The organism is Pseudomonas sp. WS 5412 (assembly GCF_012985615.1).
Classification (GTDB): domain Bacteria; phylum Pseudomonadota; class Gammaproteobacteria; order Pseudomonadales; family Pseudomonadaceae; genus Aquipseudomonas; species Aquipseudomonas shahriarae.
The window spans coordinates 1-18,920 of record NZ_JAARMB010000040.1 but is presented as its reverse complement, the minus strand read 5'-3'; the positions used below and the strand labels follow the sequence as shown (position 1 = coordinate 18,920).

The window sequence follows — 18,920 nt, the reverse complement described above, 5'->3', positions numbered from 1 at the left end:
TCACCTACACCGCTACGCTTTCTAATAAAGCGGATACCGACGTCACCCTGACGCTGGACAACAAGCAAACCATCACCATCAAGGCCGGCGAAACTGTTGGTACCGTCACCGTTGATGCTCCAGGCGACGACGTGTTCGTCGACAAGAGCACCCAGACCGTCCAGATCACAGGGACTGACGGCGGCAACTTCGAGAAGCTCGTGGTTGCTGGCAATGGCGCGACTACCACCATCAACGACACCATCGACAAGGTCGATGTGGTCCTGACCGCCACTAAAACTGTGGGCGAAGGCGGCGAGATCGTTTACACCGCCACCCTTGTGGATAAAAACGGTGCGCCAGTAACTAACATCACCAACCCTGTGACTGTGACCCTGGATAACAATCAGGTCATCACCATTGGTGTGAACCAGTCGAGCGGTACTGTCTCGGTTGTGGCTCCAGACGACGTTTACAAAGGCGACCAGACTGTTACTACCGGTATTAAAGAAGTCACCGGCGGCGAGCACTTTGAAAACCTGGTTCCAGGTACTGACAAGGTCACTACGACTGTTACTGATACCCCAGGTACCGATAACACCACGACCGTGACGCTGACTGCTCCGTCGGAAGTGAGTGAGGGTGGGAAAATCACCTACACCGCTACGCTTTCTAATAAAGCGGATACCGACGTCACCCTGACGCTGGACAACAAGCAAACCATCACCATCAAGGCCGGCGAAACTGTTGGTACCGTCACCGTTGATGCTCCAGGCGACGACGTGTTCGTCGACAAGAGCACCCAGACCGTCAAGATCACTGGCACCGACGGCGGCAACTTCGAGAAGCTCGTGGTTGCAGGAAACGGCGCAACGACGCAAATCAACGACACCATCGACAAGGTCGATGTGGTCCTGACCGCCACTAAAACTGTGGGCGAAGGCGGCCAGATCGTCTACACCGCCACCCTTGTGGATAAAAACGGCGCGCCGGTGACCAACATCACCAACCCTGTGACTGTGACCCTGGATAACAACCAGGTCATCACCATCGGTGTGAACCAGTCGAGCGGTACTGTTTCGGTTGTGGCACCGGATGATGTGTACAAAGGCGACCAGACTGTTACTACCGGCATTAAAGAAGTCACCGGTGGCACGCACTTTGAGAACCTGGTTCCTGGGACTGACAAGGTCACTACGACTGTCACTGACACACCGGGCACCGATAACACCACTACAGTCACCCTGACCGCGCCAAGCGCCGTCAACGAAGGCGGCACCATCACCTACACCGCCACCTTGAGCAACAAGGCCGACACTGACGTCACCTTGACCCTCGATAACAAGCAAACCATCACCATCAAGGCTGGCGAAACTGTCGGCACCGTGACGGTGAACGCTCCAGGCGATGACGTGTTCGTCGACAAGAGCACCCAGACCGTCAAGATCACCGGCACCGACGGCGGCAACTTCGAGAAACTCGTGGTTGCAGGCAACGGCGCAACGACGCAAATCAACGACACCATCGACAAGGTCGATGTGGTCCTGACCGCCACTAAAACTGTGGGCGAAGGCGGCCAGATCGTCTACACCGCCACCCTTGTGGATAAAAACGGCGCGCCGGTGACCAACATCACCAACCCTGTGACTGTGACCCTGGATAACAACCAGGTCATCACCATCGGTGTGAACCAGTCGAGCGGTACTGTTTCGGTTGTGGCACCGGATGATGTGTACAAAGGCGACCAGACTGTTACTACCGGCATTAAAGAAGTCACCGGTGGCACGCACTTTGAGAACCTGGTTCCTGGGACTGACAAGGTCACTACGACTGTCACTGACACACCGGGCACCGATAACACCACTACCGTCACCCTGACCGCGCCAAGCGCCGTCAACGAAGGCGGCACCATCACCTACACCGCCACCTTGAGCAACAAGGCTGACACTGACGTCACCTTGACCCTCGATAACAAGCAAACCATCACCATCAAGGCTGGCGAAACTGTCGGAACCGTAACGGTGAACGCTCCAGGCGATGACGTGTTCGTCGACAAGAGCACCCAGACCGTCAAGATCACTGGCACCGACGGCGGCAACTTCGAGAAGCTCGTGGTTGCAGGCAACGGCGCAACGACGCAGATCAACGACACCATCGACGAAGTGAAGGTTGTGCTGACCGCCACCACCAACGTCGCCGAAGGTGGCCAGATCGTCTACACCGCCAGCCTCGTGGACAAAAACGGTGCGGCCGTGACCAACGTGGGTTCCGACCTGGTGATCAAGTTGGACAACGACTTGATCATTACCATCGGTAATGGCAAGACCAGCAGTACCGCCAACTTCACCGCGCCGAATGACTTCTACGTGGGCGCCAAGGATATTTCCGCCAAGATCACTAACGTGGTCAGCGGTGGCGACAAGTATGAAAACCTGATCCCGGTCGGTACTCCGGTAGTCACCAAGGTGACGGACGTGACGAGCAACACCGTGATCAGTATCGCGGGCGATACCTCGGTGACCGAAGGCCAGACCGCTCATTACACGTTGAACCTGACCCAGCCGGCAGCCACCGAAGTCACGGTGACCCTCTCGTATAAAGGTGTGGCCCAGGACGGTTCGGACTTCAACGGCGTGTACACCGTGAAGATTCCAGCCGGCCAAAGCACTGCGACGTTCGATATCAAGACCATCGACGACAAGCTGACCGAGCCTACGGAGAAGTTCGAGATCAGCATCTCCGGTACCTCCGGCGGTAACTTCGAGAACCTGGTTGTCAGCACCACCAACGGTAAAATCGAAACGTCGATCATCGATAACGATGCACCACCGACCATCGACCTGGATGCCAACAACTCCAGCGGCGCCACCGGGAACGACTTCAAGACCACGTTCACCGAGGGCGGCACTGGCGTGTCGATTGCTGACACCGACATCCGCATCACCGACCCGGACAGCACCCAACTGACTGGCGCCACGGTGGTGCTGACCAATACTCAGCCGAACGACTTGCTGGACTACAGCAAGGTCAGCGGTATGAACGTGACCTCGGTCACGGATCCTGTCACCGGCAAGATCACCCTGACCCTGACCGGGACGGCGTCGCTGGCTGACTACATGCAGCAGATCAAGAACATCACGTTCAGCAACAGCAGCGAAGACCCGAGCACCACGCCACGGACCATCACCGTGACCGTGACCGACGGCGGCAACTACTCGAACGTAGCGACCACCACAGTCAACGTAGTGGCGGTCAACGACGCACCGGTTGCCACTGGCGGCGCCGTCACCGGCACCGAAGACACATCGCTGAAGCTGACTTGGGCCAATTTCGGGGTCACCGATGTGGATTCCCCTCAGGCCAGCCTCGGGGTGAAAATCACCGAGCTGCCGGTCGCTGGCAAGCTGCAGTACCTGGCAGCGGACGGCACCACCTGGACCAACGTGACAGCCGGCCAGACCTTCACCAAGGCGCAGATCGACGGCGGCCAGTTGCGCTTCACGCCAAACGCCAACGAATCCGGAGCCGACGGCTACGGCGGCACCGGTGTGGGCAACAAGCAGGCTGACTACGCACAGTTCAAGTTCCAGCCAACCGATGGCAAGGACCTGGGCACCAGCGCTACCGTGAAAGTCGACATCACCCCGGTTGCGGATGCGCCGACGTTGAGCGTTGCCGATAACAACATCGCATCGGTAGGCCTGACCAAGCAGAGCTGGAACAGCATTGCGAACCTGGGCAGCAACGGTAATGGCGCCTCGGCAACCGAGCTGAAAAATGCGATCAATAAAGCTGGCACACCTAACAGCACGACGATTTCGACTGACGTCACGTCAACCGCAGACGTAGCAGCCGGTGCCGGATCGAAGACTTCTGGCCTGATCTACCTGGAAGCAGGCAAGTCCTATACCTTCAGTGGCTACGGCGATGACAGCATCCTGGTCAACATCGGGGGTAAAGACGTGGCCAGCGGTACATGGGGTTCGAACTCCGGCCAGTTCAGCGGCACGTTCATCCCGACCAGCAATGGCTACTACAGCATCGATATTTACCACGCGAACCAGGCAGGTGCCGGTAGCTATGACGTCAACCTGTCGGTCAACGGTGGGGCGGCGACGAACCTGAGTAATACCAACATCCCGATCTACACCGGGGTCAACGACCTGATCAACGCAGGTGCCCAGGTGTCTGACCTGCACGGCACCAACGGCCAGGGCTACTACGACGCGTATAAGCTCAACGAAGGGCTGGAAAACGGCACGGTCAAACTGACCAAGGTCACCACCGGCCTGACCGATACCGACGGTTCGGAAACCCTGAGCGTGAAGATTGGCAGCATCCCGGTGGGCGCAGTGCTCAGCGATGGTGCCGGGCATACCTTTACGGCTACCAATGGCCAGACCGAAGTCAATGTCACCGGTTGGGACCTCAATAATTTGAGCCTCAAACCGCTGCCTTACACCAGCGGCCAGTACAACCTGACCGTGACGTCGACCTCCACCGAAAGCCTCGGCGGCTCGGCCACAACCGTGGCCAATGTGCCTGTCAAGGTGTACCCGGCCACCTATAGCGGGAGCACGGCGACTTCGGGCGATGACAACGTCATCGGTAGCAGCAGCAACGACATCATCGTGGCGGACGTTTCTGGCCTGAACGTGGTACAGGGCAAGAACTACAACATCGCGTTCATGATCGATACGTCGGGCAGTATGGGTTCGGACTCGGTAGCGGCGGCGAAAACCTCGCTGACCACCGTGTTCAACTCACTGAAAAACAGTATCGGCTCCAGCACCTCTGGCACCGTGAACATCTTCCTGGCGGACTTCAGTGACCAGGTCAATCGCACGGTTACAGTCAACCTGAAAGACCCGGGTGCACTGGATGCGCTGCAGAAAGTCCTGGATAAGATGGTGTCGACCGGCGGCACCAACTACGAAGACGTGTTCAAGGCGGCATCCAACTTCTTCAAAAGTGGCCTGGCGACTGGCAACACTGGCGCAATCAACACCACATATTTCATCACTGATGGTGAACCGACGTTCTATCAGCGTGCTGAGCAGACCAACCCGACCTTGTACGGCAACGTCAAGCTTGATGACGTCGTTAACATGAACAACTACACCTTAGGTACCGCCACCCGGATCAATATCGAGTCGAATATCTCCCTTGAGATCAACTCTGTCGGTAAGGTGACCCTCTGGTACTACGGCACAGCGTACGACCGGGGGACCATCCACGCCCAAGGGGATGGCACCTATGAGACATCCGTTCGTGACGGTTATGGCAGCTACACCGATACAGCCACCGCTACCAACTCGCAGAACGCGTTCGCACTGCTCAAAGGCCTGTCCACAGGTGGCGTAGAAGCCATCGGCCTTAAAAGCGGGGTCGGCCTGGAGCAGTTGGCACCGTACGACAGCGACAACAAGCCACAAGCCAACATCGATCCCAAGGACCTGGCCAACGCCATCCTCGGGAGCAGCGAGGCTACCCTGCCGGGTGCCGACCGTGTCGATGGGGGTGACGGCAACGACATCCTGTTCGGCGACCTGGTGAGCTTCCCGGGCATTACCGGCGAGGGCTATAACGCCATCCAGACCTACGTGGCAGGGAAAAACGGCGTGGCGGTTGCTGCTGTCACCGGCCAGGATGTGCACAAGTACATCACCGAGCACTACAACGAGTTCAACACCTCGGGTGCCAAGGACGGTAATGACACCCTGCTGGGTGGCTCGGGTGATGACATCCTGTTCGGCCAGGGCGGCAACGACTACCTGGACGGTGGCAAGGGCAACGACATCCTGTTGGGCGGCACGGGTAACGACACGCTGATCGGCGGCCAGGGCAATGACATCCTGATCGGCGGCACTGGTGCCGATACCTTTGTCTGGAGATCCGGTGACGTCGGCAACGACGTGATCAAGGACTTCAAGGCCTCGGAAGGCGACCGTATCGACCTGCGTGACCTGCTCAAGGGTGAAACCGACAGCACCATCGACAACTTCCTGAAGTTGACCACGGTGGATAACGTGACCACGCTGCAGATCAGTTCCGAAGGCAAGCTCAACGCCGCCGGTGGCCTAGCCAATGCAGATGTGACGATCAAGCTGGAAGGTAACAACTGGTCCGGCCAGACGATCAATTCGTTGATCAGTGGTGCTGACCCGACCATCAAGGTCGATCACACCTAATGAACCAATGACCCGGCCGCCTCTTGAGGCGGCCGATTCATTTGCGGCCACCGTTCACTGGCATGGGGCAACGATTGCACGGCATACTCACGTCCAATCGCGCTCCGTTGGCCTATGCTGCTGACAGGCTGTCGTCAGTTCTCCTCATGAGGGATGTTCAATGTTCTACGTGCAACGTGATGCACAGGGTGAGCTGATTCGCGCCGAAGCGGTTGCCTTCGCCGAATCGACCGGCACCCTGCCCGCGGATCATCATGAGATCCAGGCCTGGTTTGCCAATGAAGAAGCGGAGCTGAGCCTCAAGCAGCTCAAGCACAGTGACTCGGAGATGATCCGGGTGCTGGAAGACTTGATTCAGGTGCTGATCCAGAAAGGCGTGATCAACCTCACGGACCTGCCGGTTGCCGCGCAAGCCAAGCTCAAGGATCGCAGCCACGCACGGGAATCACTGGGTGGCCTGAGCCACCTGATCAATGATGATGAGACCGGCCTGATCTGAGGCCGGCCACGGCCTCAGCGCCAGGGCGCCGGCTCGCCAAACAGCTGGCCCTGCACGCCAAAAATCCCCATCTCGCGAATCACCTGCAACTCACCCTCGGTTTCGACCCGCTCGGCAATCAGCGGCAAGTCGATGCTGTGGGCTGCGCGCTGGATAGCTTCGATAAACAGGCGCTTGTCGCTTTCCTGGTCGATGTCGCGGATGTAGCTGCCATCGATCTTCAGGTAGGCCAGGCCCAGGCGCGCCAGGTTGCCGATCATGCTGAAGCGCCCGCCAAAACGTTGCAGGCTGAGGGAGAAGTTCAGCTCTCGCAGACGCTGGGTCAACTGCTCCAGTACCGCCTGTTCGGGCAGTTGCTCTTCACCGATTTCCAGGGTCAGGCGCGGGCCCAGGTTGGAATGCTGACGCAGCAGGTCGAACACGCGGTTCAGGGCTTGGGGGTCTGCCAGCGTGGCCGCAGACAGGTTCAGGGCCAACGAATGTTCATGGTTGGCCATCTGCTTGAGCACCAGCTCGAGCATCAGTCGGTCCAGACGCGCCGACCAGCCAAACCGCTCCAGCCAAGGCAGGAAACGGCCGGCCGGGATGGTGTGGCCCTGATCGTCCACCAAACGCGAGAGCACTTTGTAGTGCAGGATCAGTTGCGGATCCTGGGTGGCCACCACCGGCTGGAAGTACAGCTCGAAGCGTCGCTGGCTCAGCGCCAGGTCCAACAGTGAGTGCCAGGCATGATGATCGTCGCCGACGCTGGCGGCAGCGCTGTGGTCCAGGCACACCCAACTTACGTCACCCAGGGTTTCGGCCTGGGCCAATGCCTGGTCGGCCAGGGTCAGCAGGGCCTGGGGGGAATCACCGTGACTGAACGGCGCCAGGCCGATACAGGCAACCGGCGAAACGTCACTGGCGCCGGTGGCTTGCAGGCTTTGCAGGGTGCTTTCCAGGTTCTGCGCCAGTTGCATCGCCTCTTCACGCATCAGCCCCGGCGCCAACACGGCAAACTCGCCGCCGCGGATGCGCGTAATCAGGTTGTGGGTTTCCGGGTACGGCTCGCACTGGCGCAGCAGTTGCTCGCCGACTGCCTGCAGCAGCTGGTCGGTGCGCTGGCCACCGAGGCGCTGGTTGAGGCCGGCCAGGTCCTTGACCCGCAGCACCAGCAGGTAGCCTGAACTGGTTTCTTCGGGGTTGCTGACCCGGGCATTGAGTTGCATCTCGAAATAACGACGGTTGGCCAGGCCCGTGAGGTTGTCCTGATAGGATTCCACCCGCAGTTTTTCGCTGCGCTCGGCCTGTTCCTGGAACAGCGCCTTGAGCTTTTCCACCATCTGGTTCATCGCCTGTACCACGCGGCGCAGCTCCGGGGTGCGCGGCAGATCCGGCAGGCTCAGGAACTCACGACGGGCAATGGCATGGGACTGTTTGACCATATAGTCCAGAGGCTTGAGTTGCCGGCGTAGTAACAGCGCACCCAGCACCGCACTGACGGCGCCGCACAGCAGCAGCCAGCCCAGGCTGCCCAGAGCGCTCTGCCAGAGCTTGGCCAGGGCGAACATCGGATGGCTGACCACCTCGACCCGCGCCGCCTGCTCCCAGCCACGACTGACCAGGGCGTCGCCGCCGGCCGGTTCCAGGCCGATCAACTTGACGAACCAGTTGGGCACGCCGTTGTTGTCGGGGATACCACTGCGCTCGACGATGACCTGGTCATTGGTCACGTCGACCACGCGGATGCTCGCGTAATAACCGCTGTCGAAGATCGAGCTGACCAGCAGTTCGACCATCGCCGGGTCGTCGATATTGGGCGTCAGGGACAGCGCCAGGGCGGTCGCCGCGTCCTGCGCGTGGGAGCGCAGTTGGTTCACGTATTGGGTACGCGAACTTTCCAGGCTGACCATGAAGCTGCCGCTGAAGGCGACCACCAGGAACAGACAGATAGCGATCAACAGCTGTTTGAACAGTGACATCTGAACAGTTACTCCTAGTTGGCCGGCTCGGCTGGGAAGCCTTCCGCCCGCATTTTTTTCAACACATCCTGCCAGCGCGACAGGCGCTTGGTGTCGCCAACCTTTTTGTTGCCTTTGGCGCCGGGCAGGTACAAGCCTTCGGCGTTGAAGGAGTAGACCGGCAGCAAGTCGGTCCGTTGGCTGGCAGGCTGGATCTCGTCGATCAGGCTGTCGAGTACCAGTGGCATGGCCTCTGGCGTCGAATAATAGGTCAAGACCATATGGGCGCGATTCTGCCGCAATGCCTTGACGTAGGTAATGCGCAATTTGTCGCTGGAGACGCCCAGGTGTCGCAGGCTGAAATACTTGGCAATGGCATAGTCTTCACAATCGCCGGCGCCCTTCCACAGGGCTTCGATGGGCGTCTCCCAATAATCGACCTGGCTCCATAAGTCGACATCTTCGACATAGCGCACCCGCTTGTTGAAGAACAGGTTGACCACCTTGAGCTGCTCCAACTCGCTGCCTTGTTTTTGCGTGGCCAGCAGCCGCTGCCAGTCGTCGATACGCTGCTGGCCCGCGCCCAGTGGTCCATATAGCGCTGTAGCGCGCCGGCTGATCTGGGAAAAATCCCAATCGGCATGCAGCCCGCCAGGCAATAAGCCAGCCAGCAGCAGCGCTGAAAACAGCCAGCACAGGATCCGCGAGGGAGTAAAACGTACCGCCAATGGCTTCAGTCCGTAGAAAGAGACGGAGAATCATTCGATGGTGAAGGGTCAGTCGGCAAAAGACAATGGCACAGTGCAATCACCCAGTGTCCACTCAGCTAAAGCAATCGCACTTGTAAGACGCCCGCCAGCCATAATGTGCGATGTAAAACCGCGCTGTTGAGTCGCTTACAAAGGGAAACTTTGCCTGTTTGACAAGCCTGCATGCAATCTCTAGTGTTCTTTGGATCCAATTAGCCAAAACCCATTCCAACAAGAAAGGAGGATAGCGTAGTCGTGACGCACAAGCCGAACCCTTTGAGCAGCATCAAGATCAGTGGGCCCATTCCCGCTCACCTCGCGCGCTCCGTTATTGAAGAAACATTGCGCAACGCCATACTGGATGGTCGCCTGCCCTGCGGCACCGCCATGCGCCAGCAAGAGCTGGCCAGCCTGTTCGGGGTCAGCCGGATGCCAGTGCGCGAAGCCCTGCGCCAGCTGGAGGCACAGTCGCTGTTGCATGTGGTAACCCATAAAGGCGCCGTGGTTGCTCCGCTGATTGAAGATAACTCGGCGGAGACCTACGCCCTGCGTATTCTCCTGGAGTCGGAAGCACTGCGCTTATCGATCCCATTACTCACCCAGAGCGATATCGAGCAGGCGGGTGCCTTGATCGACACCCTTGAGTGCGAAACCGACTACACCGAAATCGGCCGGCTCAACCGCCTGTTTCACATGGCGTTGTATGGCAAGGCACCCAACCAGCGGTTGTTGAACCTGGTGGAACACGGGCTGAACGAGGAGGAGCGGTTCCTGCGCTTCAACCTTGAAGCCATGGGACTGGGCGAAACCTCCCAGGAGGACCATCGCGAGCTGCTGAATCTGGTCGCGCAGAAAAAAGTCGAGCAGAGCGTGCTGACGCTGCGTAATCACCTGATGCGCGGCATGGAAGTGATCACTCAATACCTCAACAGCATTGAACAGGACAACGACAAAGGTCCGCGTTGACTTCTCCCGGCTTTAGCCGCCCAGTGCGCGACCTGGATGACCAGGCGCCGCACACGCCCAAAGCCGGTCCATGCCTGCCGTCACCCTCCTGGATGGTTGCGCCAACAGACTCGATATCGACCGATAGGAACCTGCAGCGTTGCAAAGCAATAATGGATCAAACCCTGCCCGTTAAGTCCACCCACATAAAACTCGCAAACAACAAGGAAAGTTCCCACCCCGAACAGTAAGTTCAACTGCAGCATTTCCCTTCCTGCAAAAAAACCTTATACAACTCAGAAAGTATTTGAACACTTAACCAAGTGATTATTCTTTAATTGGTCTTGGCACTTCATTCGAAAGCGTAGGCACAGGCTTGGGCATAGCTGTGGACGACGCGCGCTCCAACAAGAATAGGATGCTTTGTCACTACCTGTTGCTTGCCGGGCAACGAAGTACTCGCCAACAACCCACGCTTGGTTCTAAACAAACTTTTTATTTGAGTCGACATAACGACTTATAGGCATTAACCATGTTTCAACTACAAGAACTACTTAGACATAAAAAACAACAATTACATGAACATCCGATATTCCTGGAAATCAATTCTTTCCCGCAACTACAACACTTTATGCAAAATCATGTGTTCGCCGTCTGGGACTTCATGACCCTGACCAAACGCCTGCAACAGGACCTGACCTGCATCCGCCTGCCCTGGCTGCCGCCGACAGACCCACAGGCCGCGCGGCTGATCAACGAAATTGTCCTGGACGAGGAATCAGACCAGCGCCAGGGCGTCGGGCACAGCAGTCACTTCGAACTGTATCTGGAGGCCATGCGCGAGGTGGGAGCCTGCACCATCACCATCGAACGATTCATCGCGTTGCAGCGTGAGGGAGCAAGCGTCGACAGCGCCTTGGCACAGATCACCATTGATCCTGCGGTAGAGCGCTTTGTGCGGCACACCCTGGACGTCGCCTTGAACGCACCGACCCATTGTGTCGCCGCGACCTTCCTGCATGGCCGCGAAAGTGTCATCCCGGCGATGTTCAAGCGCCTCCTGGAAGGCTGCGATGTCGCTCATCGGCAAGCCCCCAGCTTGTGCTATTACCTGCAGCGGCACATCGAGCTGGACGCCCAGGGTCATGAACCGGCCGCAGAACACCTGCTACAGCGGCTGATCCAGGCAGATCCCCTGCGCGAACAACAGGCCTGGAATGCTGCCATCAGCGCCGTAGAGAGCCGCATCGCCCTGTGGGACGGCCTGCGCCGGCACGCAGGATGCCAGGAGGTGAGCCTGTGACCGCTGCCGACTACCGCTCATTCGCGACCGACTGGGAGCAGCAGGCGACCATCCGTACTCGCCCGCGTCGCCTGCTGGAAGATGACGACAAGTTGATCTATCCCCTATGTCGTCAACCGTTGGTGCTCAGTGCAGGCTTTCTGGAGCATTGTCCGCAGTGGCGCGAGTTTGTCCTGGTGCAGACGTTCTACAAATTCATCAACGACGTGGTGATCTTTGAAACCGAGATCGTCGATAAAACCGCGAGGAGCATCGCCAAGAATCGCTTTTCAATCCCCTTCCCTGTGGCCTGCCGCTACGCCGCCATGACCGTGGTGGTCGATGAGGATTACCACGCCCTCGTTGCCCTGGACTTCATGCAGCAAACGCAGGAGAAGACGGGTATTGCGCCGCTGGCGCTACCTGCGGCCATCGAGTTGAGCCGTGCCATACCCAGCGCGCAGGCCCACGTACCGGCGCATCTGCGTGATGCCGTGGAGCTGATCGGCGTGGCGATTGCCGAGAACACAGTCACCCATGACGTGGCGGCGTTTGCCAAGGATGACAGCGTCAAACAGTCGGTAAGGGGGTTGATGGCCGACCATCTGGCTGATGAGGGCCGCCACGCCAGCTTCTGGACCGGCCTGGTGCGGCTCTACTGGCAAACGGCAAGCGAAGCAGACCGCCACTGTCTCGCCCAGATGCTGCCGATCTTCCTGCAGCACTATTTGACCAATGACCTGCAAAGGGACTTTGACCTGCTGTTGATCGACCATCTGGATATCAGTCCCTCCGTCCGCGAAGCTTTGCGGGTCGAGGTAAATGCCCTGGCCTTTCCCATCACCCGCCAGCACCCGCTGATCAGCAACATCATGGGTTTCCTGCGCCGCAGCGGGCTGCTGCAAACACCCTGCGTCGCCCAGGCGATGAGCGCGTATCTGCCCGTATCCGGGAGCCCGTCATGAGACGCCTTGGGATTAGGCTGGTCGGTACCAGTACGGCCTTGCACGAGCTGACGCAGGCCCTGAAACCCTATGGTCATGACCTTGGTGCACAGGAGCCGGCCATCGACTTGCTGATTGAAGACGGCACTCAGCCCGTCACCCAGGATTCGCCCGGCATGGTCGTGATGAGCCTGCGCCTGGCCATCGGCCCCTTGAGCGAGTGCGGCCTGCCGGCCCTGCAAATACGCTGCTATGACCGCGTATCGCAACTGCTGGCCGTGCTGGATGTAGCACCGCCAGCCTGCGGCAACGGTCAACAACTGCGACGCCAGGCGGTGACACAGTTGGTCGAGCGGATTGTGCGGCAGGTCAGCGGCTTCGCGCGCAACCCCGGACATTTTGCCCAGCGTGCGAGCGCCTCCCCCCTTCCAGAGCAAAGCCTGCAAGGCCTGGAGGGGCTGGCCTACTTGCATCGCCTTAACCGGACCGATGAGCCGGCGCTGCTGCAAAAAGCCCGGACGCCGCTGATCAAACAGTTGGAGCACAGCTTGCGGGTCTTCGCCGATAGGCCGGCCCTGGAGATCGCCGACCTCAGCCTGAGTTATCGACGCCTGTTACGGCACAGCCTGGCGATCCAGCAGGTTTTGCGGCCGTTGCTCGGGCCTGGGCAGGTGCCCGTGGTCGGTATTTGCCTGGGCAAGTCGGTTGAGTTGTATGCCAGCATTCTGGCGATTCTTGGCTGCGGCGCGGTCTATCTGCCATTGGAGCCGGGCCATCCGCTGCCGCGCCAGCGGGCCATGCTGGAGAATGCAGGGGCCACGGTGTTGCTCGATGACGGCCAACATCCGTTGCGCGAGCATTTCACTGGGGTGGATGTCAGCGGCATAGACAGCCGGCACATGGACGAGCGCTGTCCCCTGGCCCTGACGTTACCCTCGATTGATAGCGCCAGCATGGTGCTCTACACCTCCGGCACCACCGGCCAGCCCAAGGGCGTTTTGCTCAGCCAGCAGAACCTGGCCCATTTCTCGGCGTGGTACAGCCAGTATGTCGAGCTCAGTGAGCACAGCCGCGTACTGCAATTTTCTTCCTTGAGTTTTGACTCTTCACTGATCGACCTTTTTCCGGCCCTGAGCCAGGGCGCGACCCTGATTGTTCCCAGCGAAGAACAGCGTCGCGACCCTCGCCAGTTGGTGGAACTGATCCGGCAACGGCGCATCACTCATGCCTTCCTGCCACCTGCGCTGTTGAGCCTGCTGCCGATGGATCGGCCGCTGGGCCTGGAGCACCTGCTGACCGGCGGTGATATCTGTGAGCCCCATGTCATTGAGCAAATGGCCGGGCAATGCGCCCTGCACAACCTGTATGGCCCGACAGAGGCCACGGTGCTGGTCAGCAGCCGGCGGATGCGGGCTGACGACAGCAATCTCAACCTCGGCATGCCCATCGCCAACAGTCAGGTGCTGATCCTCGACGAGCAGCGCCGACCGGTTGAGGATCAGGTGGTTGGCGAGCTGTACATCGCAGGCCCTGGAGTAAGCCTTGGGTATGTGAACCAGCCACGGCAGACCGCCGAGCACTTTGTGCACCTTGCGCTGCCTGATGGCCGAACCCTGCGCACCTATCGCACGGGAGACATGGCGAAATGGACTGCAGAGGGCATCGAACTGGTCGGGCGCCAGGACCAGCAGGTGAAGATCCGCGGTTTTCGGGTCGAGCCCCAGGAGATTGAGCAGTGTTTGCGCGCCAGCCAGTTGTTTCGCCAGGTGGCGGTGGTGATTAATCGTGAGCGAAGAATTCTCGTGTTCGTGGCACACGCTGATCCCAGCTATTCGGGCGCGGCCCTGGCAGCGCTCAAGCAACACGCCAGGCAAACGCTGCCGGACTATATGCAGCCGACCGTATTCACTGAGTTGACGAGCCTGCCCTATGGCAGCAATGGCAAAGTTGATCGCCAGGCATTACAGGCACTGGTCGTGCAGGCCGTCTCGGATAACCCCCATTGCCTCCCCCAAACGCCGGTGGAAGCGCAATTGCTGGACCTGTGGAGTGAGCTGCTGGGGTTGCCGGTCAACGAGATCTCGACTGACGACAGTTTTTTCCATCTCGGCGGTCACTCCATTCTGCTTTCGACCATGCTCCTGCGGATTCGCGAGTTGTACGGACGCAGCCTGCCCCTCAACCGGTTTATCGAAGCGCCAACGGTGCAGACACTCGCGGCGTTGATGGGCGACAGCGCGCCGGGGACGGCGCCCACCGCCCGGGCGATAAGCGATGCACTACGCCCGCTGGATATCCCCGTGCTGCCAGGGGCGCGTGCCGGTGATCGCCACAAGGCTATCGTGACCGGCGCCAACAGCTTTTTGGGTATACATATCGTCGAAGCCTTGCTGGTGGCCGGAGCGACAGAAGTCGCCTGCCTGGTTCGCGAAAACCCAGGACAATCGGCCGCCATACGGTTTGCCGACGCCATGCGTGAATACCGCCTGGAACACCTGGACCTGAGCCGCGTACGGGTATACACCGCTGACCTGCGCCAACCTCGTTTAGGCCTGGAGGCACAGGCATATGAACGCCTCGCCCGCCAGTTCGGGGTGCTGGTACACAGCGCGGCCCACGTCAATCACGTCATGGACTACGCATCGCTGGCCAAGGACAACGTGGAGCCGGTCATTGAATGCCTGCGCCTGTGCGAAACCCATTGCAAGAAAGTGCTCAATTTCGTCTCCACACTATCCGCGTCGAGTAGCGTTGGGGCCGACGGGCAAGTGCTTGAAGCGCCGGCGGCAAGCACCCCACCGCTGTACATCAAGAACGGCTACAACCTGTCCAAATGGGTGGCCGAACGTCTATTGGGGCGTTCCGCCGGACAAGGTGCCTGGATCAATATCTATCGACCCGGGAACATCAGTTTCAATAGCCACAACGGTGTCTGCCAACCCCACAAGAACCGCCTGCTGCTGATGCTCAAGGGATCGCTGCAGCTGGGCCGGGTGCCACGCCTGGGCTTGAACTTCGACCTGATGCCGGTGGATTTCCTGGCACGGTTCATTGCCTTCCACAGTGGCAACTACGTTGCCGAGCGTAGCGTCTTCAACCTGCACAATCCGCAGCCCCTGAGGTGGGAAACCTACGTGGAGTCGTTTCGCCAGGCAGGTCATGCGTTCGAGTTGGTGAGCGTCGCGGATTGGCAGCACCATCTGCGCGAAGTAGGTCGCGAGAATGCCCTTTTCGGTGTGCTCGGGTTCTACCTCAATGGGCTGGGAGAAGACATCGGCGATATTTCGATGATTCGCCATGAGAACGCACGCCATGGCGTCGAACAAATGGGTGTGCAGTATCCCGAAAAAGCACCCGAGTTATTACGCAGAGGATGCCAATACCTCAATGCCATCGGCTTTCTGTGACCCCCGCCTTCAGGAAATACTTATGAGACAGCTGCAACCCGATACGTTGATCAAAAACCCCTTGGGCAGGCCTGTGGTGTCATCTGTGGTGATTGCCTGCAGCGCCGATGAGCTATGGGCGGTCGTGGGGCGTTTCGAGGGATTTGACGCGTTCATTCCTGCCCTGGCCCGTATCAGCATGACGGGCAGCGGGGTGGGATCGCTACGCAAGAAATGGTTCCACGATGGCAATATCGTCGTGGAACAGCTCAACAGCCACGATGCGCGGACGATGCACATGACGTGGACGACGATCTATAACACCTTGGGCGTGGCCCGACTGTGGGCGGCAATGGCTGTTGAGTCGCTTGAGGGGCAACAAGCGCGGGCGACCTGGACCATCATCGCCGAGCCCGTTGATGCCCGCGATAAAAAGGGGTTTGAACAGTTTATTCAGGACTTCGCCGACAGTGCACTGGATAACGTACGCCGGTTGCTTGGCTGAAAAAAATGGCGCAGTGCACTGCTGCACTGCGCCATATTTACCCCGTGGTGATCAGATCTTGAAACTGTCGACCAACTGCTTCAAGCGATTGGCTTGTTGTGACAGCGCGTCACAGTCTTTCAAGGTCTCGTTGAGGTTGGCCACACCTTGCTGGTTCAGCAGGTTGATCTGGTTGATATCAACATTGAGGGTTTCCACCACGGCAGTCTGTTCCTCAGTGGCTGCCGCCACCGATTGGTTCATGCCATCAATCTCGACGATTCGCTGGGTCACGCTGATCAAGCGCTCACCGGCCTGGTTGGCAACCTCGACACTTTCTTCGCTGGACACCTGACTGGCGTTCATTGTGGTGACCGCTTCGCGTGAACCGATCTGCAACGAGGTGATCATCTTGTGGATCTCCTCCGCCGATTCCTGGGTACGGTGAGCCAGGTTGCGCACCTCGTCGGCGACCACGGCAAAGCCACGGCCGGCTTCACCGGCACGGGCCGCTTCAATGGCGGCATTGAGGGCCAGCAGGTTGGTTTGCTGAGAGATGCCTTTGATCACATCGAGAATGTGGCCAATGTTGTCGGTACTGGCATTCAAGGTTTCGATCTGCGTGCAGGACAAGCTGATCTTCTGCGACAGCTCGGACATCGCCAGGATGGTTTTCTCCACCACTTGGCGACCGTCATCGGCTTGCTCGCTGGCGCCACTGGCGTGTTGCGAGGCGTCAGCGGCGTTACGGGCGATTTCCTGGGTGGCGGCACCCAGTTCGTTAATGGCCGCAGCAACGCTGTTGGTACGGGCGCTCTGCTCGTCGGAGCCGATGATCGAGGCGTTGGACGATGCCATCACGCGCTGGGAAAGATCGTGTACATGCCTGGTCGCCGAGGACACTTCGCTGATCGAGGCATGGATACGCTCGACAAACTGGTTGAACGCACTACCCAGCTCACCGAATTCATCTTTGCTTTCCACGACCAGGCGGCGGGTCAGGTCACCCTCGCCTTGGGCAATGTCCTGCATCGCGCGGCCCATGGTGGTCAGTGGGCGCATCAGCACCTGGATCAACAGGCTCAGCAACACGGCAATCGCTGTGACGGCAATAAACATCGCGATCAAAGCGGAGGTGCGGAATTTACCCAGGGGGGCGTAGGCTTTGTCCTTGTCGATCGACAGGCCTATGTACCAATCTGCACCCGGCAAGCCGCTGATCGGGGTGAAGGACAGGATGCGGTCCTGACCATTGAGGACGACATCCTGATTAACCTTCTCAATCCGGACACCGCTGCCTGGGTAGATATCCTTGAGGTTTTTCATTACCTGCTCTTGGTCAGGGCTGACGATTACCTGCCCATCGCCGCTGACCAGGAACGCGTGGCCAATCCCGCCGAAGTCCACCGAGTTGATGATCTTCACCAGGGTTTGCAGGCTCAAGTCGCCACCCACTACACCCAGCAGCTCACCATTTTTCTTGACCGGCATCGCGATGGTGACGATCAAACCACCGACGGCGGCCATATAAGGCGGCGTCAGCATGGGTTTGTCGGCAGCGACCGCTTGCTTGTACCACGGGCGCTGACGCGGATCGTAGCCTTCAGGCATTTTTGCGTCAGGACGCTGAGTGAAGACACCGTTGGTTGAGCCAACGTAGGTGAACTGGAAGTTCGAGGTGAACGCCGGTTGATCAACCAGGCCGGGGAGGTCGGCGTTTGCGCCTTGATGAGCAACGTTCTGCGCAAGGTTCTCCAGGACCAGTATCCGGCCACTGAGCCAGTTCTGCACACTGCTGGCAGTCAGGTCACCCGACTGCTCAATAGATGACTCCAGATTTTGCCTGATGGTGTTGCGCTGCAGGTAGTCGTTGTACAACGTAAACAGCGCGAAGGCCAAAACCACAACGCCTGACGCGGCCAACAGAATTTTATGACTGAACTTGAGATTCATTTCATCGACTTCTTTTTGCCAAAAGGGGGTGAGCGTGCCGAATGCAACGTTCCATGTACGGTATAGGCGGACTCTACGACCGCTCTATTTCAGTGCACGCATGGCTCATCAGGCTTTCGGCCAAGGTTGGACAAATCTTAGGAATTTGTGGGATACATCTTCTTTTTATGCAGGAAACTGACAGGCGGTCAGCAGAGGACACATAAGCCCCCAAAACGACAAAACCCCCGTCTGCGTTAACAGACGGGGGTTTCGGAATTTGATCTTGACGATGACCTACTCTCACATGGGGAAACCCCACACTACCATCGGCGATGCATCGTTTCACTGCTGAGTTCGGGATGGGATCAGGTGGTTCCAATGCTCTATGGTCGTCAAGAAATTCTGTGTACCAGAGCGTTGCACTAGCAACGGTCCGGTGAAATTCATGGACTTCTACATAAACAAAACCCCTGTTTGCGTTAGCAAACAGGGGTTCTGGAATTTAATCTTGACGATGACCTACTCTCACATGGGGAAACCCCACACTACCATCGGCGATGCATCGTTTCACTACTGAGTTCGGGAT

The 18,920-nt window shown here is 58.7% G+C and carries 10 protein-coding genes and 1 rRNA gene; 7 read left to right on the top strand and 4 right to left on the bottom strand.

Features of this window, described 5'->3' with window-relative positions:
• A partial coding sequence (locus tag HBR94_RS27865; RefSeq protein ID WP_262383438.1) for an immunoglobulin-like domain-containing protein occupies positions 1-6,170 on the top strand: 6,170 nt, incomplete at its 5' end.
• A gap of 160 nt (positions 6,171-6,330) precedes the next feature.
• Positions 6,331-6,669, top strand: a complete 339-nt coding sequence (locus tag HBR94_RS27860; protein ID WP_057441348.1) for a hypothetical protein — start codon at positions 6,331-6,333, stop codon at positions 6,667-6,669.
• Positions 6,670-6,683: 14 nt separating this feature from the next.
• Here the strand turns inward: HBR94_RS27860 and lapD are convergent, their stop codons facing one another.
• Together lapD and lapG are read right to left on the bottom strand one after the other, a co-directional pair.
• Positions 6,684-8,630, bottom strand: a complete 1,947-nt coding sequence (gene lapD, locus HBR94_RS27855) for a cyclic di-GMP receptor LapD (protein WP_170045877.1) — start codon at positions 8,628-8,630, stop codon at positions 6,684-6,686.
• Positions 8,631-8,644: 14 nt separating this feature from the next.
• Positions 8,645-9,337 (bottom strand): cysteine protease LapG, encoded by a 693-nt coding sequence (gene lapG, locus HBR94_RS27850; protein WP_057441344.1) that lies wholly within the window; start codon positions 9,335-9,337, stop codon positions 8,645-8,647.
• A gap of 276 nt (positions 9,338-9,613) precedes the next feature.
• Here lapG and HBR94_RS27845 point away from each other — a divergent pair, with 276 nt between their 5' ends.
• The 5 genes from HBR94_RS27845 (at position 9,614) to HBR94_RS27825 (ending at position 16,420) form a co-directional block, all read left to right on the top strand.
• Positions 9,614-10,324, top strand: coding sequence for a GntR family transcriptional regulator (locus tag HBR94_RS27845; protein WP_115127105.1), 711 nt, complete (start codon positions 9,614-9,616; stop codon positions 10,322-10,324).
• 511 nt (positions 10,325-10,835) lie between these two features.
• Complete coding sequence (locus tag HBR94_RS27840) at positions 10,836-11,606, top strand: DUF3050 domain-containing protein (protein WP_057957929.1); 771 nt, start codon at positions 10,836-10,838, stop codon at positions 11,604-11,606.
• Positions 11,603-12,550 (top strand): diiron oxygenase, encoded by a 948-nt coding sequence (locus tag HBR94_RS27835; RefSeq protein ID WP_170045876.1) that lies wholly within the window; start codon positions 11,603-11,605, stop codon positions 12,548-12,550. Before HBR94_RS27840 ends, HBR94_RS27835 begins: the two co-directional genes overlap by 4 nt.
• Positions 12,547-15,936: an amino acid adenylation domain-containing protein gene (locus HBR94_RS27830; RefSeq protein ID WP_170045875.1), complete on the top strand. Its 3,390-nt coding sequence runs from the start codon at positions 12,547-12,549 to the stop codon at positions 15,934-15,936. Before HBR94_RS27835 ends, HBR94_RS27830 begins: the two co-directional genes overlap by 4 nt.
• 22 nt (positions 15,937-15,958) lie before the next feature.
• Positions 15,959-16,420: an SRPBCC family protein gene (locus HBR94_RS27825; protein ID WP_057957926.1), complete on the top strand. Its 462-nt coding sequence runs from the start codon at positions 15,959-15,961 to the stop codon at positions 16,418-16,420.
• A 51-nt stretch (positions 16,421-16,471) separates the two neighbouring features.
• Here the strand turns inward: HBR94_RS27825 and HBR94_RS27820 are convergent, their stop codons facing one another.
• Together HBR94_RS27820 and rrf are read right to left on the bottom strand one after the other, a co-directional pair.
• A complete protein-coding gene (locus HBR94_RS27820; RefSeq protein WP_057441336.1) occupies positions 16,472-18,352 on the bottom strand; it encodes a methyl-accepting chemotaxis protein in 1,881 nt (626 codons plus the stop codon).
• 263 nt (positions 18,353-18,615) lie between these two features.
• Positions 18,616-18,731: ribosomal RNA gene (gene rrf, locus HBR94_RS27815) — 5S ribosomal RNA — on the bottom strand.
• Positions 18,732-18,920: the final 189 nt, after the last annotated feature.

Bases quoted from the DNA above. Each gene is read 5' to 3' on its own strand.
- HBR94_RS27860 (WP_057441348.1), top strand. From the start codon at position 6,331: ATGTTCTACGTGCAACGTGATGCACAGGGTGAGCTGATTCGCGCCGAA.
- lapD (WP_170045877.1), bottom strand. From the start codon at position 8,630: ATGTCACTGTTCAAACAGCTGTTGATCGCTATCTGTCTGTTCCTGGTG.
- HBR94_RS27840 (WP_057957929.1), top strand. From the start codon at position 10,836: ATGTTTCAACTACAAGAACTACTTAGACATAAAAAACAACAATTACAT.
- HBR94_RS27830 (WP_170045875.1), top strand. From the start codon at position 12,547: ATGAGACGCCTTGGGATTAGGCTGGTCGGTACCAGTACGGCCTTGCAC.
- HBR94_RS27825 (WP_057957926.1), top strand. From the start codon at position 15,959: ATGAGACAGCTGCAACCCGATACGTTGATCAAAAACCCCTTGGGCAGG.
- HBR94_RS27820 (WP_057441336.1), bottom strand. From the start codon at position 18,352: ATGAATCTCAAGTTCAGTCATAAAATTCTGTTGGCCGCGTCAGGCGTT.